The organism is Caballeronia sp. Sq4a, assembly GCF_023170545.1.
Taxonomy (GTDB): Bacteria; Pseudomonadota; Gammaproteobacteria; order Burkholderiales; family Burkholderiaceae; genus Caballeronia.
This window is the reverse complement of sequence record NZ_CP084250.1, coordinates 1,762,334-1,787,048: the sequence shown is the minus strand read 5'-3', so window position 1 is coordinate 1,787,048 and position 24,715 is coordinate 1,762,334. Positions and strand designations below refer to the sequence as shown.

The 24,715-nt window shown below is 64.7% G+C and carries 22 protein-coding genes; 14 read left to right on the top strand and 8 right to left on the bottom strand.

The features are described from left to right. Window positions 1-31 precede the first annotated feature (31 nt). From mdcE to LDZ24_RS08470, 6 genes are read right to left on the bottom strand one after another with little or no spacing between them, the layout of a single operon-like run. Window positions 32-856 (bottom strand): biotin-independent malonate decarboxylase subunit gamma, encoded by an 825-nt coding sequence (gene mdcE / locus LDZ24_RS08495; RefSeq protein ID WP_248320066.1) that lies wholly within the window; start codon window positions 854-856, stop codon window positions 32-34. After that, window positions 853-1,710: a biotin-independent malonate decarboxylase subunit beta gene (locus LDZ24_RS08490; RefSeq protein WP_248320065.1), complete on the bottom strand. Its 858-nt coding sequence runs from the start codon at window positions 1,708-1,710 to the stop codon at window positions 853-855. Before LDZ24_RS08490 ends, mdcE begins: the two co-directional genes overlap by 4 nt. Beyond that, window positions 1,707-2,021: a malonate decarboxylase subunit delta gene (locus tag LDZ24_RS08485; RefSeq protein ID WP_248320064.1), complete on the bottom strand. Its 315-nt coding sequence runs from the start codon at window positions 2,019-2,021 to the stop codon at window positions 1,707-1,709. Before LDZ24_RS08485 ends, LDZ24_RS08490 begins: the two co-directional genes overlap by 4 nt. Before the next feature lie 21 nt (window positions 2,022-2,042). Next, complete coding sequence (locus LDZ24_RS08480) at window positions 2,043-2,918, bottom strand: triphosphoribosyl-dephospho-CoA synthase (RefSeq protein WP_248322310.1); 876 nt, start codon at window positions 2,916-2,918, stop codon at window positions 2,043-2,045. Between the two features lie 5 nt (window positions 2,919-2,923). Next, the gene (gene mdcA, locus LDZ24_RS08475; protein ID WP_248320063.1) at window positions 2,924-4,600 is read right to left on the bottom strand and encodes a malonate decarboxylase subunit alpha; all 1,677 of its coding nucleotides are present in this window, start codon (window positions 4,598-4,600) and stop codon (window positions 2,924-2,926) included. Next, window positions 4,597-5,379 carry a GntR family transcriptional regulator gene (locus tag LDZ24_RS08470; protein ID WP_248322309.1) on the bottom strand — a complete coding sequence of 261 codons (783 nt, stop codon included), beginning with the start codon at window positions 5,377-5,379 and terminating at the stop codon, window positions 4,597-4,599. The genes mdcA and LDZ24_RS08470 overlap by 4 nt, the downstream gene beginning before the upstream one ends. Before the next feature lie 167 nt (window positions 5,380-5,546). Between LDZ24_RS08470 and LDZ24_RS08465 the strand changes: the two genes are divergently transcribed. The 3 genes from LDZ24_RS08465 to LDZ24_RS08455 all read left to right on the top strand — a co-directional run bounded on the left by LDZ24_RS08465 (window position 5,547) and on the right by LDZ24_RS08455 (window position 8,015). Continuing rightward, window positions 5,547-6,863: an MFS transporter gene (locus LDZ24_RS08465; protein ID WP_248320062.1), complete on the top strand. Its 1,317-nt coding sequence runs from the start codon at window positions 5,547-5,549 to the stop codon at window positions 6,861-6,863. 223 nt (window positions 6,864-7,086) lie between these two features. Continuing rightward, window positions 7,087-7,437 (top strand): hypothetical protein, encoded by a 351-nt coding sequence (locus tag LDZ24_RS08460; RefSeq protein WP_175944137.1) that lies wholly within the window; start codon window positions 7,087-7,089, stop codon window positions 7,435-7,437. 212 nt (window positions 7,438-7,649) lie between these two features. Further along, a complete protein-coding gene (locus tag LDZ24_RS08455) occupies window positions 7,650-8,015 on the top strand; it encodes a hypothetical protein (RefSeq protein ID WP_248320061.1) in 366 nt (121 codons plus the stop codon). A gap of 82 nt (window positions 8,016-8,097) precedes the next feature. Here LDZ24_RS08455 and fabI read toward each other — a convergent pair whose 3' ends face one another. Continuing rightward, the gene (gene fabI, locus LDZ24_RS08450; protein WP_248320059.1) at window positions 8,098-8,889 is read right to left on the bottom strand and encodes an enoyl-ACP reductase FabI; all 792 of its coding nucleotides are present in this window, start codon (window positions 8,887-8,889) and stop codon (window positions 8,098-8,100) included. 322 nt (window positions 8,890-9,211) lie between these two features. Here fabI and LDZ24_RS08445 point away from each other — a divergent pair, with 322 nt between their 5' ends. From LDZ24_RS08445 to LDZ24_RS08420, 6 genes are all read left to right on the top strand, one after another. Next, window positions 9,212-11,035: an extracellular solute-binding protein gene (locus LDZ24_RS08445; protein WP_248322308.1), complete on the top strand. Its 1,824-nt coding sequence runs from the start codon at window positions 9,212-9,214 to the stop codon at window positions 11,033-11,035. 10 nt (window positions 11,036-11,045) lie between these two features. Beyond that, window positions 11,046-12,086, top strand: coding sequence for a microcin C ABC transporter permease YejB (locus tag LDZ24_RS08440; RefSeq protein WP_206466579.1), 1,041 nt, complete (start codon window positions 11,046-11,048; stop codon window positions 12,084-12,086). Window position 12,087: 1 nt separating this feature from the next. Further along, on the top strand, window positions 12,088-13,200 hold the full coding sequence (locus LDZ24_RS08435; protein ID WP_371747335.1) for an ABC transporter permease: 1,113 nt from the start codon (window positions 12,088-12,090) through the stop codon (window positions 13,198-13,200). Then, window positions 13,197-14,795: an ABC transporter ATP-binding protein gene (locus LDZ24_RS08430; protein WP_248320058.1), complete on the top strand. Its 1,599-nt coding sequence runs from the start codon at window positions 13,197-13,199 to the stop codon at window positions 14,793-14,795. The genes LDZ24_RS08435 and LDZ24_RS08430 overlap by 4 nt, the downstream gene beginning before the upstream one ends. A gap of 147 nt (window positions 14,796-14,942) precedes the next feature. Beyond that, the gene (locus LDZ24_RS08425) at window positions 14,943-15,614 is read left to right on the top strand and encodes a C40 family peptidase (protein ID WP_248320057.1); all 672 of its coding nucleotides are present in this window, start codon (window positions 14,943-14,945) and stop codon (window positions 15,612-15,614) included. A gap of 362 nt (window positions 15,615-15,976) precedes the next feature. Beyond that, a complete protein-coding gene (locus LDZ24_RS08420; RefSeq protein WP_248320056.1) occupies window positions 15,977-17,521 on the top strand; it encodes a 2-isopropylmalate synthase in 1,545 nt (514 codons plus the stop codon). 63 nt (window positions 17,522-17,584) lie between these two features. Here the strand turns inward: LDZ24_RS08420 and LDZ24_RS08415 are convergent, their stop codons facing one another. After that, window positions 17,585-18,100 (bottom strand): hypothetical protein, encoded by a 516-nt coding sequence (locus tag LDZ24_RS08415; RefSeq protein ID WP_248320055.1) that lies wholly within the window; start codon window positions 18,098-18,100, stop codon window positions 17,585-17,587. Window positions 18,101-18,252: 152 nt separating this feature from the next. On the opposite strand from LDZ24_RS08415, the gene LDZ24_RS08410 reads away from it, so the two are divergent. The 5 genes from LDZ24_RS08410 to tpiA all read left to right on the top strand — a co-directional run bounded on the left by LDZ24_RS08410 (window position 18,253) and on the right by tpiA (window position 24,697). Continuing rightward, the gene (locus tag LDZ24_RS08410; RefSeq protein ID WP_248320053.1) at window positions 18,253-19,548 is read left to right on the top strand and encodes a branched-chain amino acid ABC transporter substrate-binding protein; all 1,296 of its coding nucleotides are present in this window, start codon (window positions 18,253-18,255) and stop codon (window positions 19,546-19,548) included. Window positions 19,549-19,754: 206 nt separating this feature from the next. After that, window positions 19,755-20,024, top strand: a complete 270-nt coding sequence (gene rpsO / locus LDZ24_RS08405) for a 30S ribosomal protein S15 (protein ID WP_175944121.1) — start codon at window positions 19,755-19,757, stop codon at window positions 20,022-20,024. A gap of 350 nt (window positions 20,025-20,374) precedes the next feature. Then, the gene (pnp, locus tag LDZ24_RS08400) at window positions 20,375-22,513 is read left to right on the top strand and encodes a polyribonucleotide nucleotidyltransferase (RefSeq protein WP_175944119.1); all 2,139 of its coding nucleotides are present in this window, start codon (window positions 20,375-20,377) and stop codon (window positions 22,511-22,513) included. 207 nt (window positions 22,514-22,720) lie between these two features. Then, window positions 22,721-23,752: an NAD(P)H-quinone oxidoreductase gene (locus tag LDZ24_RS08395; RefSeq protein ID WP_248320051.1), complete on the top strand. Its 1,032-nt coding sequence runs from the start codon at window positions 22,721-22,723 to the stop codon at window positions 23,750-23,752. Between the two features lie 171 nt (window positions 23,753-23,923). Further along, window positions 23,924-24,697, top strand: a complete 774-nt coding sequence (gene tpiA / locus LDZ24_RS08390; RefSeq protein ID WP_248320050.1) for a triose-phosphate isomerase — start codon at window positions 23,924-23,926, stop codon at window positions 24,695-24,697. Window positions 24,698-24,715 lie beyond the last annotated feature (18 nt).

Here is a 24,715-nt window from a genome sequence, read left to right as displayed (position 1 = left end):
GAACGCGCCAAACGCCCCAACTCCTGCGCCATCACCCCTCCCACTGCTCGCGCATCCGCCGCCGCACTTCCACCGACGCCGCCCGCGTGCGCTTCGCATCCGCCGACGCCAGCCGGTTCGACAAATCGCGCGGTCCGCCACGCGCGTCCGCAACCGCCGCAGCCAGCGATGCCTTCACGCGCTCGATATCCGCCTGCGAAGGCGCATCCGCATTCACGCCTTCGATCAATTCGTGCAGCAACCCGAGCTTCGCGTACGCGCTCATCTTGTACGACATCGGCAAGACCGTATCGCCGAGCGCATCGAGGCTTTCGACGCTGCGCCGCGTGACGCGCGCCGCCGCTTCCTTGCCCATGGCGTGCACCGCCGTGCCCGACGCATCGAGAGCGACGATCCGGTTCGCCTGATAGCCGTGCGCGAGATACGCGCCCGACATCGCCGGCCCGACGATCAGCGCGATCACCGGATGCCCGGCGAGCCGCGCGCTCGCGTACGCATCCACCGCGGCGGCGCACGCGAGATGGATGCCGAGCAACTCCTCGCGCCGTCCGTATGCCTGGCTCTTCACATCGACGATGGCGACGATAGGCCGCTTCGACTCGGCGTCGCGGTCGGCGTCGATCACCTCGCGCACCGCGCGGGCAAGCAGCCAGCCCTGTTCGAGCCCGACCACGTTGTCGGTCGCGCGCGGGAAGCGGTTGTGCGGATCGGGCACCACGGCGATGAAGCGCGCCGCAGCGCCATCCAGTTCGCCGTCGCGCGCGCGAACCGGGCCGCTTTCGGCTTGCGTTGGCGTCGAAGTCAGCGCATCCAGCCAGCACGCGCCGCGCGAAGTCATGGCGTTGATCGTGCTCATCGTTGCGATCCTCCAGTCGGGTTCCACAGCGCGCGCAGCGTGTCGGGATCGATTGAATCGGGATTCACGCGCTGAAGGCGTTCGATGAACCCGTCCACGTCCTCGCTGCGATGCCGCGCCGGCACGCCGCGCGCGAACGCCGCGAGCACCGCGTCGCGGACCTGCGCCGTATCGTCTTCGACGAGCGTATCCGCCAGCCCGACCGCCACGCGCTCTTCGCCGCCGATCATCGACCAGATGAGCCGGCGATCACCCGCGTCGAGTTCTTCGATGCCCGCTTCCTGCTCGATCACTTCCGGCCCGTTCATGCCGAGCCGCGCCTGCCGCGTCATCACGAGTTCCGTGCACAAGGCCGCAGCGAGCGACATGCCGCCGAAGCAGCCGACCATTCCGCCGATCACGCCGACCACCGGCACATGCCGCCGCAGTGCCACGATAGCCGCCTGAATCTCCGCGATCGCCGCGAGGCCGAGGTTCGCCTCTTGCAAGCGCACGCCGCCCGTTTCGAAAAGGATCACCGGACGAATCGCGCGGCCCGCTTGGAATTCGCCGAGCGCGAGTTCGAGCGCAGCCGCGATCTTCGCGCCCGACACTTCGCCGATGCTGCCGCCCTGAAACGCCGGCTCGATCGCCGCGATGACGGCCGGCTCGCCGCCGAGCGTGCCGCGCGCGATCACCGCGCCGTCGTCGGACTGGCAGACGATGTTCTGCATCGCGAGCCACGGCGATTCGAGCCGGTCGAACGGGCCGAGCAGTTCGCGGTACGTGCCCGCATCGAGCAAGGCCCGGGCGCGCTCGCGCGCTGTCATTTCGATGAAGCTGTGCCGGGCGAGAAACGTGTCGTGTGCATTCATCGCGCCTCTCCGCTTTCCTGCGCGTCGCTGGCTTCGGCCACTTCCGAGAGGCGCAGCATCACGACGCCGGGCGTCGCGCCGAAGTCGTTGAGCTCGAATTTCGCGGCGCCGTCGTATCGCTGGAAAAAGCGGTCCAGCACGCTTTTCCATACGTGCTCGTAGCCGTCGACGCTCGTGCGGATTACGACTTCGGCGTTGGCCGTCTGCGACGGCGTGAGCAGCACTTCGAGATCGCCCGAACCGACCACGCCCACGTGCGCGCGGCGCGTGACGGGCCGTTTGGCGGGATATTCGTATCGCATGTTTTCCATCTTCGTTCCTCTGGTTGCGTCTCAGGACGATTGCCCGAGGCCGTCGAGAAAGAGCGTGGCGGCGAGCAGGTCGGCCGCGCCGCCCGGCGATGCATTCAGCGCCAGCAAGTCAGCGTCGAGCCGCGCGAGCGCCGCTCGTCCCGCTGCATGCGCCATTCCGCCGTGTTCGATCGCGCGCCGCGCGCCGTCTTTCGCGACGGCGAGCGCCTCTATTCCGCCGCGATGCAAGAGGCAGGTATCGTCGAGCGAAGCCATGATGGCGACGAGCGCGTCGAGCCGCGCGTCAGTTTCGGAGAGGCCGCGGCGGCGCGCATCGGCGAGCGCCGGTAAGCCGATTCGCAACGCGTGCGGAAAGCCCTCGCGTGCTTCGCCGCGCGCGCCCGCGACGCGAAAGCGCGCCGTCACGCGCGCGCCGTGGCTCGCCTGCGCGGACGCGGGCGCGAAGCGGTCGTCGTATCGCGCGATTTCAGCCGCCGACGCGCAGATCGCTTCGCTGTCGCCGGGCGCGTGCATCGCCGCGCCGGCGCACAACAAGCCGACGATCCAGATCGCGCCGCGATGCGCGTTGCTGCCGCCGGTCGCGCGCAGCATCGCGGCTTCGCCTTCGCGGCCGATGCGCGCGAGCCGTTCGCGCAACGCCTGCGACGGCGCGACGCCCGACGCGGCTCGCGCGATAGCGAGAAACGTCGGATGCAGCGCGTGCGCCGAGCGCAGCATCGTGTCGAGGTCGAGGTCGCGATGCGCGCCGCTGCCGCGTTCGTCGACGAGCGCAGGCTTCGGCGTGAGACGCGCCTCGGCGATCAACGCATCGACGGCGAGCGCGGCGATCGCAGGCGCGGACGCGGCGCGCGCGCTCCGGCAAGCGTCGTCGCGAAGAAGGGGAAGCGCGGCAGTCATCGCGCTCACCAGCTTCTGAAGCGCGCGGGCGGCGCATACAGACCGCCCGACCACGCGACGAGATCGTCGATGCTGCGCGCGGCCAGAAGCGAGCGTTTCGCGTCGCCGCGCCGCACGCCGAGGTCTTCCGGGAACGCGACGATGCCCCGTCGCCGCAACTCGGCCGTTTTTTGCGCATTCGCGCGCATGCCGATCGGCGTCACGCCCGCGACGGCGGCGAGCGCCGCGCGCCGTTCGTCGATGCCTTCGGCCGCGTGCAGGTACGCGATGCCTTCTTCGGTCACCACGTGCGTGACGTCGTCGCCGTAGATCATCACGGGCGCGATCGGCATGCGGCTCTTTTCACCGACGGCGATGGCGTCGAGCGCATCCACGATGGTCGGCTCGCCGCCTTTCTTGTACGTCTCGGCGGTCTGCACGACGAGCTTGTGTCCCCGCGCGATGGCCGGATTCGGGCCGTCGTTCTTCAGCAGCTTGAGCCACGCTTCGCTCGAATGGCGGCGGCCGCGCGGATCGTGGCCCATGTTCGGCGCGCCGCCGAAGCCCGCGAGCCGCCCGAGCGTGACGGTCGACGAATTCGCGTCCGCGTCCATCTGCAAGGTCGAGCCGATGAACAGATCGACGCCGTACTGTCCGGCAAGCTGACAGAACACGCGATTCGAGCGCAGGCTGCCGTCGCGTCCGGTAAAGAACACGTCCGGGCGCGCCGCGATGTACTTCTCCATGCCCACTTCGCTGCCGAAGCAGTGCACGCTTTCGACCCAGCCGCTTTCGATGGCGGGAACGAGCGTCGGATGCGGATTGAGCGCCCAGTGCGTGCAGATCTTGCCCTTCAGCCCGAGCGATTCGCCGTAGGTCGGCAGAAGCAGTTCGATCGCCGCCGTGTCGAAGCCGATGCCGTGGTTCAGCGACGTGACGCCGTAGCGCGCGTAAATGCCGCGAATGGTCATCATCGCCATGAGGATTTGCAGCTCGCCGATGTGCCGCGGATCGCGCGTGAAAAGCGGCTCGACGGCGAACGGCCGGTCCGCCTTCACGATCACATCGACCCACGAGCCGGGAATATCGACGCGCGGCAGTTCATCGACGATCTCGTTCACCTGCGCGAGCACGATGCCATGCCGGAACGCGGCCGCTTCCACGATGGTCGGCGTGTCCTCGGTGTTCGCGCCGGTGTACAGATTGCCGTGGCGGTCCGCCTTTTCCGCGCAGACGAGCGCGACGTTCGGCGTCAGATCGATAAACATGCGCGCGTACAGTTCGATGTACGTATAGATCGCGCCGATCTCGAGCAGCCCGTCTTCCAGCAGTTGCGCGACGCGCAGGCTCTGCGGACCGGCATAGGCGAAATCAACCTTGCGCGCGATGCCCTGTTCGAAGAGCGTCAGATGCTCGGGCCGGCTGATGCTCGAAATCAGCAGATGCACGTCGTGCACGCGCTCGGGATCGAGCCGAGCAAAGGCGCGCGACAGAAAATCCGCCTGCTTCTGGTTGTTCCCTTCGAGCGCGACGCGGTCGCCCGTGACGATCAGCGCATGCAGCGCGTCCACGATGCGTTCGGTGTCGAGCACGGGACCGTCGAGCCACGGCTCGATCTGCTTCAGGCGGCGCGCTTTTTCCTGGGCGCGCGTGTTCCAGCTTCGGATTGGCGTGAGGGCATCGGCGGAAGGGGACGAATTCATCGGTCGGCCTGTCGGGAAGACGTTCGTGAGGATTGAGCGGCGGAAGCACGCGCGCGGCGCTTGTTTTTCACCTCTTTCGTTGCGGCGAGCGCCTGCGCATCGGCGAGAAAGCGGTGGATCAGCTCGCCCGTCGCGAGCAAGTGGCGTGCGACGAGCGTCTGCGCCGCTTCGACGTCGCGTGCGGCGAGCGCATCGAAGATCGCGCGGTGCTCGGCATCGGAGGAATCCTTGTGGATCGGCAAGCCGAGTTTGAGGCGCAGATACCGCTCGCCGCGGCGGTGCATCTGACCGATCAGTTCCATCAGATGCGGACGATTGGCCGGCGCGTACAGGCTTGTATGGAACTGCTCGTTGCGCATGACATAGAGCGCGGGGTCCGGCTCGTTCTCGGCGGCTTCGAGCAGGCGTTGGCATTCCGCGAGCGTTTCCGGCGTGTGGTGCGCGATGGCGATGCCGATGGCCAGGCTTTCGAGCGATGCGCGAATCTCGTAGATCTCGCGCGCTTCGTCCGCCGATTGCGGGCTGACCGCGGCGCCGCGATTCGGCTCGATCTTTACCCAGCCTTCGCTTTCCAGTTGTCGGAAGGCTTCGCGCACGGGTATCGCGCTCACCGAGAACTGCCGGGCGATCGCATCCTGACGCAGCGGCTCGCCGGGCGTGAGCGAGCCTTCGACGATGGCGGCGCGCAACGCATCCGCGATGAAGCGCGACGTGCTCTGGCGCGGCTCGAACTGCGCGTCGCGAAACGAAACCGCTTGTGAAGAGAGATTTGTCGACATGGCTGCTAGGTGAAAGTGCGGAGTTGTCGCGTCCCGTTGTTCAAATATTATATATAAAACCGTACGCCGAACCACGGTGCTTTCCCTAGACGCCGACACTCGAACCGATAACACGCGCGTCGAATTTCCCGTCAGTTGCCGACTCGCAGAGAAAGGAGAGACACGCCATGCCAAGCACGCTAGATCGACCGATCGGCGCCACGCGCGCCACGAGGACACCGCTCAACCGTTCGCAGATCACCGGCTTCTGGGGCGCATGGGCGGGCTGGACGCTCGACGGGATGGACTCGTTCATTTACGCGCTCGTGCTCGCGCCGGCGCTGACCGAACTGCTGCCGCGCTCCGGCTATGCCGCGACGCCCGCGAACGTCGGTCTCGCCGGATCGATTCTTTTCGCGCTGTTTCTGGTCGGATGGGGACTGTCGTTCATCTGGGGGCCGCTCGCCGACCGCTTCGGGCGCACGAAGGTGCTCGCGGCGACCATCTTCACGTTCGCCATCTTCACCGGGCTGGCCGCCACCGCGCACACGGTCTGGGCGCTCGGCATCTACCGCTTCTTCGCGGGCGTGGGCATAGGCGGGGAGTGGGCGCTCGCGGGGACGTACGTCGCGGAAGCCTGGCCGGAAGACCGCCGCAAAATGGGCGCGGGCTATCTGCAAACCGGCTACTACGCGGGCTTCTTCCTCGCGGCGGCGCTCAATTACACCATCGGCGCGGCGTTCGGCTGGCGCGCGATGTTTCTCGTCGGGCTGTTTCCGGTCGTCGTGTCGATTCTCGTGCTGACGCGCGTCAAGGAAACCGACAAGTGGGAGCGCGCCGAAGCCACGGCGGCGCCCGCGGTCAAGCATCAGAGTCCGCTGCGCGCCATTTTCTCGGCGCAGTATCGCAAGCGCACTATCGTCGCGGCCGTGCTGCTCACGGTGGCGATCATCGGGCTGTGGGCCGGCGCGGTGTATGAACCGTCGGCGGTCATCCAGCTCGCGACGCGTGCCGGCATGAGCAAGCCCGAAGCCGCGCGCATGGCGTCGATCGCGACGGGGCTCTTGTCCATCGGCACGATCATCGGTTGTCTGGCGCTGCCGCCGATGGCCGAGCGCATCGGCCGCCGCAAGACGCTCGCGGTCTACTTCATCGGCATGGCGGCGTCCATCGCGCTGTCGTTCGGCTGGGCGTTCTATTTGAACAACGGGCTCGTGCCGTTCATCGCGCTTCTGTTCGTGCTCGGCTTCTTCGGCGGCAACTTCGCGCTCTTCAGCCTCTGGCTTCCCGAGCAGTTCGAGACCCGCGTGCGGGCGACGGCGTTCGCGTTCTGCACGTCGATCGGGCGTTTCTTCGGCGCGATCGTGAACTTCGGCATCGGCGCGATGGTGCTGAACATGAAGACGCTCGGCGTGCCGATCGCGCTCACGGGCATTGCGTTCCTGATCGGCCTCGCGGTCATTCCGTTCGCGCCGGAAACGAAGGGCCAGGAACTGCCCAACTGATTGGTATGACATGCGGTACTATCGCGGCGGCCCTGCATGGGCCGCCGTTCGTTTTTTGGCGCGGGTGCCGACAAGCGCCAGCGCTTGGCTCCACGCCAGGATCTCGCCCGGAAGAAGCGGCGACCGGCTGGTAACGAGAGGTTACGAACTCGAACAACTGTCTGGCAAATCGTTCGATATAGTCGATTCAACACAACAAACATCCCATCGAGGTGGGCTTCACATGAACAAGGTTTCGAAGGCTTCCGTGGCGTACGCGCTCGTGCTCGGCGGCTTGACGGTGTCGGGCGCGGCAATGGCGGGAGTGTCGGTGGGCGTGAACATCGGGGTGCCCGCGCCGGTCTACGTCGCGCCGGCGCCGGTGTATGCGCCGCCTCCGCCGCCCGTCGTGTATGCGCCGCCGCCGCCGGTCTATGCGCAGCCGGCCGTCGTGATCGGCTGGCACGGCGATCGGTACTGGGACGGCCGTCGCTATTGGGATCGCGACGACTGGTATCGGTATCACGGACGCGGCCATGCTTATGGCCACGAGGAACACGGTCACGGAGACCACGGGCGCCACGGCTGGCATTGAGCCGCCACTTCGCTCGCTAGCTTCTCCGCAGAAAGCCACCCGCACGAATGCCGGTGGCTTTTTGTTTTGCCGCATTGCGATGTAACGAAACGTAAGCTTTCCTCTGACTTAACGGCGAAAAGCACACGAATTTACAAACCGGAAATATCCGGTTGAAAGCATTCCGTTATATTTCGTGGCATGCCAACAACGAGAAAACGAGGATCGAAGCCATGAAAGTCAACACGACGAGGGCGTCGTTCGCAGTCGCGCTAAGCGTCGCGGCTTGGGCGGCGGGCAGCTCCGCGCAAGCGGCGGATGTGCACGTCGGCGTGAATATCGGCGCTCCGGCGCCGGTGTTTGTCGCGCCGACGCCCGTGTATGCGCCGCCACCGCCGCCGGTCATCTACGCGCCCGGGCCCATGTATGCGCCGCCGGTGGTGATCGGCTGGCACGGCAACCGGTACTGGGACGGACGACGCTACTGGAGCCGCGGCGACTGGAATCGCTATCACGGCTACGGCCATGGATACGACCACAGACACGGGAACGGCCACGATCACGGCCACCGAAATGGCCACGGCCACGGTCACCGTTGATCTCGCTCGACTGCCTCCAAACGACAAAGGGGCCGTTCCGCGAAGGAACAGCCCCCTATCTGAAGCGATGCCGTGAGCGCGCTTACTCGCCGATGCCCGCCATGCCGCCGACGACCGCGTGGAAACCGGCATCGACATGCACGATTTCCGCGCTCACGCCGCCCGCCAAATCCGACAGCAGGAACGCGGCGACGTTGCCGACCTGTTCGATCGTCACGTTGCGCTTGAGCGGCGCGTTGTCTTCCACGAAATCGAGAATCTTGCCGAAGCCCTTGATGCCGCTCGCCGCGAGCGTCTTGATCGGGCCGGCCGAGATGCCGTTCACGCGCACGCCCTTCTGGCCGAGCGATGCCGCGAGATAACGCACGCTCGCTTCCAGCGACGCCTTCGCGAGACCCATCGTGTTGTAGTTCGGAATCGCGCGTTCCGCGCCGAGATAGCTGAGCGTGAGCAACGACGCGCTGTCCGAGAGCATCGAGTGCGCGGCCTTGGCGAGCGCCGGGAAGCTGTACGCGGAGATGTCGTGCGCGATGCGGAAGTTTTCGCGCGTCATGCCTTCGAGGAAGTCGCCGGCAATCGCCTCGCGCGGCGCGAAGCCGATGGAATGCACGAGGCCGTCGAGCGTATCCCAGCGTTCCTTGAGCGAGGAGAAGAGCGCTTCGATGTCGGCGTCGCTGCTCACATCGCACGGGTAGATCATGTCGCTGCCGAATTCGGTCGCAAATTCGGTGATGCGGTCCTTGAAGCGCTCGCCGACATACGTGAACGCCAGTTCCGCGCCCTCGCGCTTGCAGGCCTGTGCGATACCGTAAGCGATCGAGCGGTTCGACAGCAAGCCGGTCAGCAGAATTCGTTTTCCAGCGAGAAAGCCCATGAATGCTCCTTGAATGTCAATGTCACGCGAGGCTCGCAAGGCGTCTCGATTGCGGGCTTCGCGTCGGGTGCGGCGCGCATCGGTTGAGCGCGACGAAAGGGCATCGAAAAAGACGCCTTCCGTGCGCCAAACCGCATGGCGTTTTGATTGGGTAGAATTCTCTCACATCGCCAGAGCCGTCCGGCCGCTCGCTCGGGCCTTGCGTCTCGCGTTTCGTGAGCGCCGGGCCATTCACTCATCTCGCAAGGAGCCTATGACCGGGCTGTCGACGTCCCGCCTGCCGTTCGCATCACCGCCCGCGCGGGGCAAGCGCTTCGCGCTCATGCTCGCCGCCTGCATTGCCTGGGTCGCCTTCTTCGCGGGCAGCCCGGCGTTCGCCGCGCACGCCTACGCGCAGTACGGCGAGCCGAAGTATCCGCCGGACTTCAAGCACTTCGATTACGTGAATCCCGACGCGCCGCGCGACGGCACGCTGGTGCTCGCCAATCCGAGCCGCCTGACGAGCTTCGACAAGTTCAATCCGTTCACGCTGCGAGGCAATCCCGCGCCGGGCCTCGGGCTCATGTTCGAAAGCCTGACGACAGGAAGTTCCGACGAAGTGGCGAGCGCCTACTGCCTGCTCGCGGACAATATCGACGTGGCGCCGGACGGTCTCTCGACGACCTTCCACATCAATCCGAAGGCGCGCTTCAATAACGGCGATCCGGTCACGGCCGAAGACGTCAAGTTCTCCTTCGAGACGCTCAAGAGTCCGAAGGCCGCGCCGCAATTTTCGGTGTACTTCGGGCAGATCGCGCGGGCGGTCGTCGTCGATCGGCTGACGATCCGCTTTGAATACAAAGTGGCGACGCGCGAAATGCCGCTGCTCGCGGGCGGCATTCCGGTGTTCTCGCGCAAATGGGGGCTGCGGCCCGACGGCACGCGCGTTCCGTTCGATCAGCTCGCGTTCGAAAAGCCGATCGCGAGCGGCGATTACCGGATCGACTCGTTCGACAATGGCCGCACGATCACCTACAAGCGCGATCCGCACTACTGGGGCGCGTCGCTGCCGGTGCGCGTCGGCACGCACAACTTCGCGCGCATCGACTACAAGCTGTATTCGGACGCCACTGCGCGGCTAGAAGCGTTCAAGGCCGGCGAGTACGACGTGCTCGTCGAAAATGTCGCGCGAAGCTGGGTACGGCGCGATATCGGCAAGCGCTTCGATAGCGGCGAGCTCATCAAGCGCGAGTTTCCGCATCACAACGGCACCGGCATGCAGGGCTTCTTCATGAACCTGCGCCGGCCGCTTTTCAAGGACGTGCGCGTGCGGCAGGCGCTCGATCTCGCGCTCGACTTCGAGTGGCTCAACCGGCAACTGTTCTTCAACCAGTACAAGCGCACGGACAGCTTCTTCGTCAACACGGACTTGCAGGCGAAAGGCATGCCGAGCGAAGGCGAGCTCGCGATCCTGAACCCGCTGCGCAACAAGCTCGATCCCGCGGTTTTCGGCGAGATGCCGAAGCAGCCCGACACCGATCCGCCCGGCTCGCTGCGCGCGAATCTCATCAAGGCGCGCGAGTTGCTGGCGCAAGCCGGCTGGACGTATCGCGACGGCGCGCTGCGCAATGCGAAGGGCCAGCCGTTCGTGTTCGAGATACTCGACGACACGGGCGGCGGCGCGTCGATGGAGCCGGTCGCGGCCGCGTTCGGGCGCAACCTGCAGAAGCTCGGCATCACGATGAACTTTCGCACGGTCGATTACGCGTTGATCCAGAAGCGCCTCGATGCGTTCGACTTCGACATGACGAGCGTGCGCCTGCCCGACGTGCAGGTGCCCGGCACCGAGCAGGTGTCGCGCTTCGGCAGCAAGTACGCGGACGAGCAGGGCTCGGATAACCTCGCGGGCGTGAGGTCGCCGGCCATCGACGCGATTTTGCGCAAGGTCGTGTCCGCGCAGACGCGCGATCAGCTCGTGGACGCCACGCACGCGCTCGACCGCGTCCTGATGAACGGCTACTACGTGATTCCGCACTGGTACTCGGCGACGCACCGGGTCGCGTACCGCAACACGCTCGGCTATCCGTCGACGCTGCCGCTCTATTACGTCGCGGACGAATGGGTGCTCTCGACGTGGTGGCAGAAGCCCGCGGCGGTATCTAAATAAGGACGACGCGATGTGGAGCTACATCCTCAAACGCATTCTGTTGATGATCCCGACGCTCGTCGGCGTGCTCACGCTGACCTTCGTCGTGATCCAGTTCGTGCCGGGCGGTCCTGTGGAGCAGGCCGTTCACGACCTGCGGCGCGGCAACGCGGAAGGCGGCGCGGCGTTCGGCATGCGCTCGCACACCGGCGTCGATGCGCAGCAGATCGCGCAACTCAAGGCGCTCTATGGCTTCGACAAGCCGCCGCTCCAGCGCTATCTCCTGATGCTCGGCAAGTTCGCGCGCTTCGATCTCGGCGAGAGCTACTTCCGGCATCAGAGCGTGTGGTCGCTCATCGTGTCAAAGCTGCCGGTGTCCATCAGCATCGGCTTATGGACGTTCTTCATCACGTATCTGATATCGGTGCCGCTCGGCATCGCGAAGGCCGTGAAGAACGGCTCCAAGTTCGATGTCGCGACGAGTCTTATCGTCCTGATCGGCTTTGCGATTCCCGGGTTCGTGCTGGGCGTGCTGCTGCTCGTGCTGTTCGGCGGCGGAACGTTCTGGCAACTGTTCCCGCTGCGCAATCTGACTTCGGATAACTGGGCGACGCTCTCGCTCGGCGGGAAGATCCTCGATTATCTGTGGCACATCACGTTGCCCGTGGTGGCGTCGGTGGTCGGGAGCTTCGCCATCATCACGATGCTGACGAAGAACGCGTTTCTCGACGAAATCCGCAAGCAATACGTGCTCACCGCGCGCGCGAAGGGCCTGAGCGAGCGGCGCGTGCTGTGGAAGCACGTGTTCCGCAATGCGCTCTTGCCGCTGATCGTCGGTTTTCCGGCGGCGTTCATCGGCGCGTTCTTCACGGGCAGCCTGCTGATCGAGACGCTTTTTTCGCTCGACGGCCTCGGGCTGCTTTCGTACGAATCGGTCGTGCGGCGCGACTATCCCGTCGTGCTCGGCACGCTGTATCTCTTCACGCTGATCGGCCTCGCGACGAAGCTCATCTCGGACCTTTGCTACGTATGGGTCGATCCGCGCATTCAATTCGAGCAACTGGAGCGTTGACTTGAACCGAGCCGCATCGTCGCGCCGCGCCGCGACCGCAACAGACGGCCAGCCACTGCGCCCCGAAGTCTCGATGACGCCCGGGCGGCGCGTGTGGCAGCGTTTCAAACGCAACCGGCTGGGCTACTGGAGCCTCGTCGTATTCGTCGCGGCGTTCGTCATCAGCCTCGCGGGGCCGCTGTGGTCGAACGACAAGCCGCTCGTCGTGCGCTATCAGGGGCAGTTCTACTTTCCGCTCGTGAAGAATTACGCGGAGACGACCTTCGGCGGCGACTTCCCGACGCCCGCGGATTATCTCGATCCGTTCGTGCGCGACCGCTTCAACGCGCCGGGCAACTTCGCGATCTATCCGCCGAATCACTATTACTACGACACGCTCAATTACTTCTCGAAGGGCTCGAACCCGGCGCCGCCGTCGCGCGAAAACTGGCTCGGCACGGACGACCGCGGCCGCGACGTGTTCGCGCGGCTCCTCTACGGCTTTCGCGTGTCAGTGCTGTTCGCGCTCGTGCTGACGGCCATCGGCACCGCGCTCGGCGTGGTCGCGGGCGCGGTGCAGGGCTATTTCGGCGGACGCATCGACATAACCGGGCAGCGGCTGATCGAAATCTGGAGCGCGTTGCCGGAGCTTTATCTGCTCATCATCTTCGCGTCGATCTTCGAGCCGAGCCTGATCCTGCTCATCGTGCTGCTGTCGCTGTTCGGCTGGATCGGCCTGTCGGATTACGTGCGCGCCGAGTTTCTGCGCAACCGCACGCAGGACTACGTGCGCGCCGCCCGCGCGATGGGCTTGTCCAACTGGCAGATCATCTGGCGACATGTGTTGCCCAATAGCTTGACGCCCGTCATCACATTCCTGCCGTTTCGCATGAGCGGGGCGATTCTCGCGCTCACGAGCCTCGACTTTCTCGGGCTCGGCGTGCCGCCGCCGACGCCGTCGCTCGGCGAACTGCTCGCGCAGGGCAAGGCCAATCTCGACGCGTGGTGGATCTCGGTCTCGACCTTCGGCGTGCTGGTCGCGACGTTGCTCCTGCTTACCTTCATGGGCGATGCGCTGCGCAATGCGCTCGACACGCGCATCGCTGATGCGGTGAAGGCCGGAGGCGGTCAATGAGCGCGCCGCTCTTGTCGATCGACAATCTGCGCGTGCGTTTCGGCGACACGCTCGCCGTCGACGGCGTGAGTCTCGACGTTCGCGCGGGCGAACGCGTCGCGCTCGTCGGCGAATCCGGCTCGGGCAAGAGCGTGACGGCGTTGTCGGTGCTGCGTCTCGTGCGCGACGCCGAAATGACGGGCGCCATCCGCTTCGCCGGTGAGGATCTGCTCGCAAAAAGCGAACGCGAGATGCGCGGCCTGCGCGGCTCGGACATCGCGATGATCTTTCAGGAGCCGATGACCGCACTCAATCCGCTGTACACGGTCGGCGATCAGATCGGCGAAACGATTCAGCTTCACGACGGCGCGACCGCGCGACAAGCCCGCGAGCGCGCCATCGCGCTCTTGGCGCGCACGGGCATCACGGAACCGGAGCGGCGCGTCGACAGTTATCCGCACCAGCTTTCGGGCGGCCAGCGCCAGCGCGTGATGATCGCGATGGCGCTGGCGTGCCGCCCGCGTCTCTTGCTCGCCGACGAGCCGACGACCGCGCTCGACGTGACCATTCGCGCGCAGATCGTCGAACTGCTGCTGGAACTTCAGCGCGACGAGGCCGAGAAGCGCGGCATGGCCGTGCTGCTCATCACGCACGACCTGAATCTGGTGCGGCGTTTTGCAGAGCGCGTGGCGGTGATGGAGAAGGGCGTGCTCGTCGAAAGTGGCGCGGTCGACACGATTTTCGAGTCGCCGCAGCACCCGTACACGCAGCGCCTGCTGAACAGCCGTCCCGAGCGGCGCGTGCTGCCGGTGCTGCCGATCGCGCCCGTGCTGCTCGATGCCAAAGACGTGCGCGTCGACTATCCGACGCGGCTCCCGGGCTTTCAGGGATGGTTCGGGCGCGGTCGCTTCCGGGCCGTCGACGACGTGACGCTCTCCGTGCGGCAGGGCGAAACGCTCGGCATCGTCGGGGAATCCGGCTCCGGGAAATCGACGCTCGCGATGGCGCTGCTCGGCTTGCAGCGCATCTCGCATGGAAGCGTGCAGTTTCAGGGCAGGGCGCTCGGCGATTTTCGCGGACGCGAAAAGACCGTGCTGCGCTCGAATCTGCAGGTCGTGTTTCAGGACCCGTTCAGCTCGCTGTCGCCGCGCCAGACGGTGGAGCGCATCGTCGGCGAAGGGCTGGCGCTGCATCGCCCTGAACTGGATGCCGCCGCGCGCCGCGCCAAGGTGATTGCCGTGCTGCGCGAAGTCGGGCTGGACCGCACGGCGCTCACGCGTTATCCGCACGAGTTTTCGGGCGGACAGCGGCAGCGCATCGCGATTGCGCGCGCGCTCGTGCTGGAACCCAGCATTCTCATTCTCGACGAACCGACGAGCGCGCTCGATGTCTCAATCCAGACTCAAGTTCTGGCGCTGCTTGCCGACATTCAGAAGAAGCACAACCTGGGATATGTGTTTATTAGCCACGACTTACAGGTGATCGGCGCGATGGCGCATCGCGTCGCGGTCATGCGAGATGGAAATGTCGTCGAGGCTGGTGAAGTAGAGAAGATTTTTGCGAATCCTTCCGACGAATACACACGAAAGCTACTGGCGGCAGCCCTGAATTCCTAAAATTCTTTCTTTTTCGTCAATTGCGTGTCCGTCTCAATTGTATTTTCCTATTTCTTTTGACAGTTAAATACTTTGTGGCTAGTATGCGTTCAAACTTTCACATATCTCACTGATTTTTCAGTCTTTAATTGTAAAACCTACCGACCGATGCAACCACTCACGTTGACTCAGACATGTGCGCGCGCTGCCGCGGGCATGTTGCTCGGCCTCCTGATGACCACCACTTCCGGCGCTTTCGCCGACGAAGTCAGCAGTAATAGCCAAAACGCCGGCAACGGCATCTCCACCGCTTCCAAAGCAACCGACACGGCCGCTATCGCCGCCACGGCGGACACAGCCAGCGCACCGCGCGGCGCGAAAGCGTTCTTCTCCGGCGTAGCGAGCAAGGCAGGCGACGTCGTCGTTGGCGCGCTCAATATGATCGGCGTGCGCTATCGCTGGGGCGGCGACACGCCGGATTCCGGACTCGATTGCAGCGGCTTCGTGCGCTACGTGTTTCAGGACACGCTCGGCATGACGCTGCCGCGCCGCGCCGAAGAAATGAGCCGCGTCGGCGAGAAGGTCCGCGTGTCGGATCTGAAGCCGGGCGATCTCGTGTTCTTCAACACCATGCGCCGCTCGTTCTCGCACGTCGGTATCTATATCGGCGACAACAAGTTCGTGCATTCGCCGTCCACCGGCAGCACGATCCGCGTCGACGACATGGAAAACGGCTATTGGGAAAAGCGCTTCACGGGCGCGCGCCGCATCGAGAACGCGCAGTTCAACGACGGCACGGAATTGCGTCAGCGCGTGAGCGCGACCCTCGGCGGTTACTGATCGACTTATCGCTTTACACGCTCATCGCAAAAGCCTGCGTTCTCGCGAATGCAGGCTTTTTGCTTTGTGGCGTCGTCGGCAAGCAGGCTATTGATTCGATCGTAAAGCCTCATTGCACGCGTCTTCGAAAGCCGTTATAGTTTTCGAATGAACATTTCTCTGTTCCTCCTCTCGTCTTCTTCGGCTGGTGCGTTTCTACGCGCACTATCGCTACTAGCGCGCCTACCGCGCTGATCTGTCTCGCCTCCCGTCTGCTCGTTCAAGGTTTTCGACGCCAGCGGTGGCGCGAACACCCGGATTCCGTTTTGTCGTTCTATCTCGATATTCCCAACAATCGATAAATCTCCCCACAGGAGCCCAACATGGCAGCAGACAAGTTGATCATCTTCGATACGACCTTGCGTGACGGCGAGCAGTCCCCCGGCGCTTCGATGACGAAAGAGGAGAAAATCCGCATCGCGAAGCAGCTGGAGCGCATGAAGGTCGACGTGATCGAGGCCGGTTTCGCCGCCAGTTCCAACGGCGATTTCGACGCCATTCAGACGATCGCCTCGCTCGTGAAGGACAGCACGGTCTGCTCGCTTGCCCGCGCCAACGACAAGGACATCCAGCGCGCCGCCGATGCGTTGAAGCCCGCGAACCGCTTCCGCATTCACACGTTCATCGCCACCTCCGCGCTGCATATGGAAAAGAAGCTGCGCATGTCGCCGGAGCAGGTGTACGAACAGGCGCGGCTCGCGGTGCGCTTCGCCCGCAAGTTCACCGACGACGTGGAGTTCTCGCCGGAAGACGGCAGCCGCTCGGACATCGACTTCCTGTGCCGTGTGCTGGAAGCGGTGATCGACGAAGGCGCGCGCACGATCAACATCGCGGATACGGTCGGTTATGGCGTGCCGGAACTCTACGGCAACCTCGTGAAGACGCTGCGCGAGCGCATCCCGAATTCGGATAAGGCCATCTTCTCCGTCCACTGCCACGATGACCTCGGCATGGCGGTCGCGAACTCGCTCGCGGGCGTGCAGATCGGCGGCGCGCGTCAGGTGGAATGCACGATCAACGGCCTGGGCGAGCGCGCGGGCAATACGTCGCTCGAAGAAATCGTGATGGCGGTCAAGACGCGCAAGGATTACTTCGGGCTTGAACTCGGCATCGACACGACGCAGATCGTGCCAACGTCGAAGCTCGTCTCGCAGATCACCGGCTTCGTCGTGCAGCCGAACAAGGCGGTGGTCGGCGCGAACGCGTTCGCGCACGCGTCGGGCATCCACCAGGACGGCGTGCTGAAGGCGCGCGACACCTACGAAATCATGCGCGCCGAAGACGTGGGCTGGAGCGCGAACAAGATCGTGCTCGGCAAGCTGTCCGGCCGCAACGCGTTCAAGCAGCGCCTCGAAGAACTGGGCGTGACGCTCCAATCGGAAGCGGACGTGAACGCCGCGTTCGCGCGCTTCAAGGATCTCGCGGATCGCAAAGCGGAAATCTTCGACGAAGACATCATGCAGATCGTCTCGGAAGAATCGCCGGAAGCGCAGGCGAAGGAGCATTTCCGCTTCGTCTCGATGAAGCAGCACTCGGAGACCGGCGAGCAGCCGCAGGCACGCGTGGTCTTCGCCGTGGACGGCACGGAGATGACGGGCGAAGCGCGCGGTAACGGCCCGGTCGATGCGACGCTGCACGCGATCGAGTCGAAGGTGGAAAGCGGCGCTGAACTCGTGCTGTACTCGGTCAACGCGATCACGACCGGCACGCAGGCGCAGGGCGAAGTGACGGTGCGTCTGTCGAAGAGCGGGCGTATCGTGAACGGCGTCGGCACGGATCCGGATATCGTCGCCGCTTCGGCGAAGGCGTATATCGCCGCGCTCAACAAGCTGCATTCGAAGGTCGAAAAACTCAATCCGCAGCTTTGATCGGCGGACAGTCGCAAGAACGCGAAAGCCCTCCTCGGAGGGCTTTTTTGCGTGCGCCGCGTGTCAGAACAGGCTGCGCCGATCGGGATCGTGCAGCGGATCGGGCGACTTCTGCATCAGGCGCAGGACGCCCTCATCGTCGAAATAGAAGCTGTACATCAAGTACCAGAAGTTCGCCTCCATGTAGCGATACGTCCAGACTTCGCGCTTCATCAGCGGGTAATACGACGTCTCCACCGGCCGGCCGAAGTTCACGAGCACGTCTTTCTTGGTCCAGGTGCCGATTTGCGCCTTGTAGAACTCGTTCTCGTCGAGCACCTGCCGCACGCTCACGATCTTGCCGGAGGCGTCGATGTCCGCTGCGGTCGTGAATTCGCCGAGCGGCTGCGTCGGCCACATCAGCCGCTTGCCGCCGTTCGGCAGGTCGTAGACTTCGCGCGGCGGGCCGAGGCGGGCGATGATCGTCGAGGCATCCGCGCCTGCCTGATAGTTCTGCCACGGCTGCGCGCAACCCGCGAGCAGCAACGCCGTCCCGGCGCAGACGAGCGCGCCGCGCAGACGGTTGAGTGAGTGCAGCATTGAAGCCTCCACGTGCAGGTTCCTCGCGATGGCGAGGGTTGTTCTTCGCTTTGCCCGATTTTGACATGCGGCGCAAGAACCATGCGTCGCGCCGGCTTGCATCGCGCCCGCGCCGCAGCCTATGATCCGCGCTTTGATCTTCGGAAAGAGCGATGGCAAGCCTCAGTCTCATGAAGTCGCGTGCGCGGTGGCTGCGGATCGCGTTGACGTGCGTAGCCTTGACGTGTGCAGTGAAGGCCGGCGCCGCCGATCTTGCGCCCATCAAGCTCGCGATGATCGAAGGCATGTCCGGTCCGTTCGCCAACGCGGGCGCGGCCGTCGAGCGCAATCTGCGCTTCGGCGTCGAGCGGGTGAATGCGCGAGGCGGCGTGAAGCTGGCGGACGGCATGCATCCGCTCGCGCTCGTCGTGCTCGACGGCAAGGGCAGCAGCGAGGCGAGCCTCGTCCAGTTGCGCGCGGCCATCGACGAGAAGATCGGCTTCGTCATGCAGGGCAACAGTTCGGCGGTGGCGGCGGCGCTCGTCGCGGCCATCGACAAGCAGAACGAGCGCGAGCCGGACCACCGCGTGCTGTTCCTGAACTATTCCGCCGACGATCCCGCGCTCACCAACGACGCGTGCAGTTTCTGGCACTTCCGTTTCGACGCGCACGCCGGCATGCGCATGGACGCGCTCGCAGACGCGCTGCAACGCGACCGCGCGGTGAAGAAGGCCTATCTGCTGAATCAGGATTACAGCTTCGGCCACGACGTGAGCCGCGAGGCGCGGCGCGCGCTGCAGGAAAAGCGGCCCGACATTGCGATCACGGGCGACGAGTTTCATCCGATCGGGCGCGTGAAGGACTTCGCCCCGTATATCGCGAAGATTCGCGCGAGCGGCGCGGATGCCGTCATCACCGGCAATTGGGGCAACGACCTGACGCTGCTCGTGAAGGCGGCGCGGGAGCAGGGGCTCGGCGCGAAGTTCTATACGTTCTACGGCAACAGTCTGGGCGCGCCCGCCGCGCTCGGCGATGCCGGCGTGAAGCGCGTGATCGCCGTCGCCGACTGGCATCCGAACGCGGGCGGCGCGGCCTCCGACGCGTATTACCGCGCGTTCCGCGCGCGCTTTCCCGCCGCCTCCGACGATTACCTCGTGCTGCGCATGCCGCTCATGATCGACATGCTCGCCAACGCCATGACGCGCGCCGGCAGCGCGGACCCGCTCGCCGTGGCGCGCGCGCTCGAAGGCATGCAGTTCGACGGCGCCGGCTTTCATCCATCGACCATGCGCGCGTCGGATCATCAGCTAATTCAGCCGCTCTACGTGATGGAGATGGACGAGGCCGGCACGCCGGGCGTGCGGTTCGACAACGAAGGTTCCGGCTACGGCTTTCGCACGCTGCTGTCCGTGCCCGCCGCCGAGACGGCGCCTCCGACCACGTGCAAAATGACGCGCCCGTCGCGTTGAGCGCGTGGAGCCGTCCGCTCGGCGAAGCGCGGTGTGCTATACTCTGCGCTTCGTTTTTGGCTGGAAGCGGCGTTCGCAAGGCGCGCAAACCTCAGAAACGAAGTGAATTGGGCGCGACTCGGCGAGTTGTCGAGTTGGGCCTGTCGACGCAAACCACGGCACGGCCTTTCTTCCGTGACCGCCTGTCTGTATCAAAGGAAAAGCAAATGTCCGTAGCAGAAATCAAGAAGTCCGACGTCGTCGCTGAATACGCGCGCGGCGCCAACGATACCGGCTCCCCCGAAGTGCAAGTCGCACTGCTCACGAGCCGCATCAACGAACTGACCATCCACTTCAAGGCCCACACGAAGGATCACCACAGCCGCCGCGGTCTGCTGCGCATGGTCAGCCGTCGTCGCAAGCTGCTCGACTACCTGAAGGGCAAGGATGCGGATCGTTACCGCTCGCTGATCGAAAAGCTGGGTCTGCGCAAGTAATTGGCCCCTGGCGTGGCTTCGCGGCCAGTGTTCTAACGAAGTGCCTGTGTCAGTTCGCTGATGCAGGCATTTTGTTTTTGCGCGATCCGCTCGCGAAGTGGTGCCGGATCGGTTTCATCGGCCGGCACTTCGTAGTTAGTCGTTCTCGGCAGTCATACGTTTTACCCGACACTCGGTCCAGCCTCGCGGCAGAGCTTTGTGTCATTCCAGCGCGGCCCCGCGGCCCTCCGCGCGCCGCACTGGAATGGCATAACACACCTCTCACGCGCGGCCCGGGACCGTCCCGCCAGCGCCGCAGAGACAGCTCACGCGCTCGACCGAAGGCGCGGCGCAACATAGAAGGAGTCGCAATGTTTAATAAGATCGTCAAAGAGTTCAAGTGGGGACAACACAACGTCCGCCTGGAAACGGGTGAAATCGCGCGTCAGGCAAGCGGCGCGGTGATCGTCGATGTCGAAGACACCGTGGTGCTCGCGACCGTCGTCGGCGCGAAGACGGCGAAGCCGGGTCAGGACTTCTTCCCGCTGACCGTCGACTATCTGGAAAAGACCTACGCCGCCGGCAAGATTCCGGGCGGCTTCTTCCGTCGCGAAGGCCGTCCGTCGGAAGGCGAGACGCTCATCTCGCGCCTGATCGACCGTCCGCTGCGCCCGCTCTTCCCGGAAGGCTTCTACAACGAAGTGCAGGTCGTGATCCACGTCCTGTCGCTGAATCCGGAAATCCCGGCGGATATTCCCGCGCTGATCGGCGCGTCCGCTGCGCTCGCCGTGTCCGGTCTGCCGTTCAACGGCCCGGTCGGCGCTGCACGCGTCGCTTACATCAACAACGAGTACGTGCTGAACCCGACGCGCGCGCAGATGAAGGAATCGGCGCTCGATCTGGTCGTCGCGGGCACGGAGCGCGCGGTGCTGATGGTTGAATCCGAGGCGCAGCAGCTTTCGGAAGAAGTGATGCTCGGCGCGGTCGTGTTCGGCCACGAGCAGATGCAAGCCGCGATCGACGCGATCCACGAACTGGTCCGCGACGGCGGCAAGCCCGAGTGGGACTGGCAGCCGGCGCCGAAGAACGAGGCGCTGATCGCGCGCGTCACCGAAATCGCGAAGCCGGAACTCGAAGCCGCGTACCAGCTGCGCAACAAGCAGGCGCGCTCGACGAAGCTCAAGGAAGTCTACGCGGCAACGTCGGCGAAGCTCGCCGAGGAAGCGGCGGCGTCGGGCACGGCAGCAGCGGATGCGGCCACCGTCGGCAACATCCTGTTCGATATCGAAGCGAAGATCGTCCGCTCGCAGATCCTGAACGGCGAGCCGCGTATCGACGGCCGCGACACGCGCACGGTGCGCCCGATCGAAATCCGCACGGGCGTGTTGCCGCGCACGCACGGCTCGGCGCTCTTCACGCGCGGCGAGACGCAGGCGCTCGTGATCGCGACGCTCGGCACCAAGGGCGACGAGCAGAACATCGACGCGCTCGAAGGCGAATACCGCGAGCGCTTCATGCTCCACTACAACATGCCGCCGTTCGCCACGGGCGAAACCGGTCGCGTCGGTTCGCCGAAGCGCCGTGAAATCGGCCATGGGCGTCTTGCCAAGCGCGCGCTCGTCGCGTGCCTGCCGAGCGCCGACGAATTCGGCTACTCGATTCGCGTCGTGTCCGAAATCACGGAATCGAACGGTTCGTCGTCGATGGCTTCCGTCTGCGGCGGCTGTCTCGCGCTGATGGACGCCGGCGTGCCGATGAAGGCGCACGTCGCCGGCATCGCAATGGGCCTGATCCTCGAAGGCAACAAGTTCGCGGTTCTGACCGATATTCTCGGTGACGAGGACCACCTGGGCGACATGGACTTCAAGGTGGCCGGCACGGCGCAAGGCGTGACCGCGCTGCAGATGGACATCAAGATCCAGGGCATCACGAAAGAAATCATGCAGGTCGCGCTCGCGCAGGCGAAGGAAGGCCGCATGCACATCCTCGGCAAGATGACGTCGGCGGTGCCGGGCACGAACACGGAACTGTCGGAATTCGCGCCGCGCATGATCACGCTGAAGATCAATCCGGAAAAGATCCGCGACGTGATCGGCAAGGGCGGTTCGGTGATCCGCGCGCTGACCGAAGAGACGAATACGACCATCGACATTTCGGACGACGGCGTCGTGACCATCGCGAGCACGAGCGCCGAAGGCATGGCCGAGGCGAAGAAGCGCATCGAGAACATCACGGCCGAAGTGGAAGTGGGCCAGGTGTACGAAGGTCCGGTGCTGAAGCTGCTCGATTTCGGCGCAATCGTGAATATCCTGCCGGGCAAGGACGGTCTGCTGCACATCTCGGAGATCGTCAACGAGCGCGTGAAGGACATCAACGATTACCTGAAGGAAGGCCAGGTCGTGAAGGTCAAGGTCATCCAGACGGACGAAAAGGGCCGCGTGCGTTTGTCGGCCAAGGCGCTCCTGAACGAAGCCGCGCAACAAACCGAACCGACGCAGCCGCAGCAGTAATGCGGTAATGTGTAGACGGCCGGCCGCATCTGCGAGCCGGCCGTTTTCTTGTAGGGCGTCAATTGGACGATGCGGGACTATGCATTGTCCGATGCGTCGCCGGACTCGATGGCACTGTGGAGCGTGGATTGCTCATCGCGTGCGCAGCGCCATCCGGTTCGAGCCGTTCGATCGATCCATCCCGCCATGCCCATTCAGGGGAATGTTATGAAGGCCGTCGAAATCACCGAGTTTGGCGCACCCGAAGTTCTCAAGCTGGGCGAGCGCCCGATGCCCGAAGCCGGCAAGTGCGAGGTGCTCATCAAGGTGGCGGCTTCCGGCGTGAACCGGCCGGACGTCTTTCAGCGCAAGGGCGCCTATGCGCCGCCGCCGGGCGCGTCCGATTTGCCGGGGCTGGAAGTGGCGGGCGAAATCGTCGACGGCGACCTCGATTCGAAGCACAACCCGTTCGGGCTCAAGAAGGGCGATCGCGTGTGCGCGCTGCTCGCGGGCGGCGGCTACGCGGAGTACGCGGTTGCGCCGCTGGAGCAATGCCTGCCGGTACCAGCAGGCCTGTCCGATATCGAAGCGGCCTCGCTGCCGGAAACGTTCTTCACGGTGTGGAGCAACGTCTTCGAACGCGCGCATCTCGGCTCGGGCGAAAACGGCGAGGAAGAGACGCTGCTCGTCCAAGGCGGATCGAGCGGCATTGGCGTCACGGCCATCCAGATTGCGCGCGCGCTCAACTTTCGCGTGTTCGCGACCGCGGGCAGCGACGAAAAGTGCCGCGCGTGCGAGACGCTCGGCGCCGAGCGGGCGATCAACTACAAGACAGAGGATTTCGTCGAAGTGGTGAGGTCGCTCACGAACGATCGCGGCGTCGACGTGATTCTAGACATGGTCGCGGGCGACTATCTGCCGCGCGAGCTGAAGGCGCTCGCCGATGGCGGGCGCATCTGCGTGATCGCGCTCCTGGGCGGCGCGAAGGCGGAAATCAATCTCAACGACATTCTGCGTCGCCGGCTCGTCATCACCGGCTCGACGCTGCGTCCACGTCCGGTGGCGTTCAAGGCGAAGATCGCCGCGAAGCTGAAGGAACGCGTTTGGCCGGAGATCGAGGCAGGGCGCATCAAACCGGTCATTCACCAGGTGTTCCCGGCAAGCGAGGCGGCCGCCGCGCATGCGCTGATGGAAAGCAGCACGCATGTCGGCAAGATCGTCCTTGACTGGACGGAAAACGGGCAACAAAGCGCGTCATAGACGCGAATCGGTTATCGGCGGTTTGACCGAGTTATCTGTAACACAGTAAAATCGCCTGTTTTGCAAGCAGTTCGCAGTTTGTAGCGGTTCATTCCCATAACGCGGCGGCTGATTGAATGGCACGGCCGCTATAACTAAAGCGGCCGTCGCAAGCCGCCGAGTGACGAGACAATGTCGAGACAACGAGCGAAACTGGTGGTCGGCAACTGGAAGATGCACGGCCGCATGCAGGAAAACGCGGCTCTGCTGACCGAAGTGGCGTCGGGGGCATCGGCCTTGCGCAACGGCGTGGACGTGGGCGTGTGCGTGCCCTATCCGTATCTCGCGCAGGCGCAGGCGCTGCTGGAAGGGTCGGTGGTGCGCTGGGGTGTGCAGGACGTGTCGGCGCATGCACAGGGTGCGTACACAGGTGAAGTCGCGGCCGAAATGACGCTCGACTTCGGCGCGACTTACGCGATCGTCGGGCATTCGGAGCGCCGCGCGTACCACTACGAAACGCCGGAACAAGTCGGAGCGAAAGCGCGGCGAGCGCTCGAGGCGGGACTGACGCCTATCGTCTGTGTCGGCGAAACGCTCGACGAACGCGAGCGCGAGGCGACGGAGCAGGTCATCGGCGCCCAGTTGGATGCGGTGCTGCTGATGCTGGACGAAGAGCAGGCGGCGCGCATTGTCGTCGCGTATGAGCCGGTCTGGGCGATCGGCACCGGCAAGAGCGCGACGGCCGACCAGGCGCAGTGCGTTCACGCGTTCCTGCGCAAGAAGCTGGCGGAGAAGTGTGCCGCCGCAGCCGAAGTGCCGCTGCTCTATGGCGGCAGCGTCAAGCCCGAGAACGCGCAGGAATTGTTCGGGCAACAAGACATCGACGGCGGGCTGATTGGCGGCGCGTCGCTGAAGTCGAAAGATTTTCTTGCGATCTGCCAGGCGGCGCGAAGCGTGTTGCAATAAGCGGTTCGCGGCGAGAGC

What these genes read in the sequence shown, in the direction of transcription:
- LDZ24_RS08480 (WP_248322310.1), bottom strand. Translation starts at nt 2,918, where the DNA reads ATGACTGCCGCGCTTCCCCTTCTTCGCGACGACGCTTGCCGGAGCGCG.
- mdcA (WP_248320063.1), bottom strand. Translation starts at nt 4,600, where the DNA reads ATGAATTCGTCCCCTTCCGCCGATGCCCTCACGCCAATCCGAAGCTGG.
- LDZ24_RS08455 (WP_248320061.1), top strand. Translation starts at nt 7,650, where the DNA reads ATGAAAGTCAACACGACGAGGGCGTCGTTCGCAGTCGCGCTAAGCGTC.
- LDZ24_RS08410 (WP_248320053.1), top strand. Translation starts at nt 18,253, where the DNA reads ATGGCAAGCCTCAGTCTCATGAAGTCGCGTGCGCGGTGGCTGCGGATC.
- rpsO (WP_175944121.1), top strand. Translation starts at nt 19,755, where the DNA reads ATGTCCGTAGCAGAAATCAAGAAGTCCGACGTCGTCGCTGAATACGCG.
- tpiA (WP_248320050.1), top strand. Translation starts at nt 23,924, where the DNA reads ATGTCGAGACAACGAGCGAAACTGGTGGTCGGCAACTGGAAGATGCAC.
- LDZ24_RS08485 (WP_248320064.1), bottom strand. Translation starts at nt 2,021, where the DNA reads ATGGAAAACATGCGATACGAATATCCCGCCAAACGGCCCGTCACGCGC.
- LDZ24_RS08425 (WP_248320057.1), top strand. Translation starts at nt 14,943, where the DNA reads ATGCAACCACTCACGTTGACTCAGACATGTGCGCGCGCTGCCGCGGGC.
- mdcE (WP_248320066.1), bottom strand. Translation starts at nt 856, where the DNA reads ATGAGCACGATCAACGCCATGACTTCGCGCGGCGCGTGCTGGCTGGAT.
- fabI (WP_248320059.1), bottom strand. Translation starts at nt 8,889, where the DNA reads ATGGGCTTTCTCGCTGGAAAACGAATTCTGCTGACCGGCTTGCTGTCG.
- LDZ24_RS08440 (WP_206466579.1), top strand. Translation starts at nt 11,046, where the DNA reads ATGTGGAGCTACATCCTCAAACGCATTCTGTTGATGATCCCGACGCTC.
- LDZ24_RS08445 (WP_248322308.1), top strand. Translation starts at nt 9,212, where the DNA reads ATGCTCGCCGCCTGCATTGCCTGGGTCGCCTTCTTCGCGGGCAGCCCG.
- LDZ24_RS08395 (WP_248320051.1), top strand. Translation starts at nt 22,721, where the DNA reads ATGAAGGCCGTCGAAATCACCGAGTTTGGCGCACCCGAAGTTCTCAAG.
- pnp (WP_175944119.1), top strand. Translation starts at nt 20,375, where the DNA reads ATGTTTAATAAGATCGTCAAAGAGTTCAAGTGGGGACAACACAACGTC.
- LDZ24_RS08490 (WP_248320065.1), bottom strand. Translation starts at nt 1,710, where the DNA reads ATGAATGCACACGACACGTTTCTCGCCCGGCACAGCTTCATCGAAATG.
- LDZ24_RS08470 (WP_248322309.1), bottom strand. Translation starts at nt 5,379, where the DNA reads ATGTCGACAAATCTCTCTTCACAAGCGGTTTCGTTTCGCGACGCGCAG.
- LDZ24_RS08420 (WP_248320056.1), top strand. Translation starts at nt 15,977, where the DNA reads ATGGCAGCAGACAAGTTGATCATCTTCGATACGACCTTGCGTGACGGC.
- LDZ24_RS08415 (WP_248320055.1), bottom strand. Translation starts at nt 18,100, where the DNA reads ATGCTGCACTCACTCAACCGTCTGCGCGGCGCGCTCGTCTGCGCCGGG.
- LDZ24_RS08460 (WP_175944137.1), top strand. Translation starts at nt 7,087, where the DNA reads ATGAACAAGGTTTCGAAGGCTTCCGTGGCGTACGCGCTCGTGCTCGGC.
- LDZ24_RS08430 (WP_248320058.1), top strand. Translation starts at nt 13,197, where the DNA reads ATGAGCGCGCCGCTCTTGTCGATCGACAATCTGCGCGTGCGTTTCGGC.
- LDZ24_RS08465 (WP_248320062.1), top strand. Translation starts at nt 5,547, where the DNA reads ATGCCAAGCACGCTAGATCGACCGATCGGCGCCACGCGCGCCACGAGG.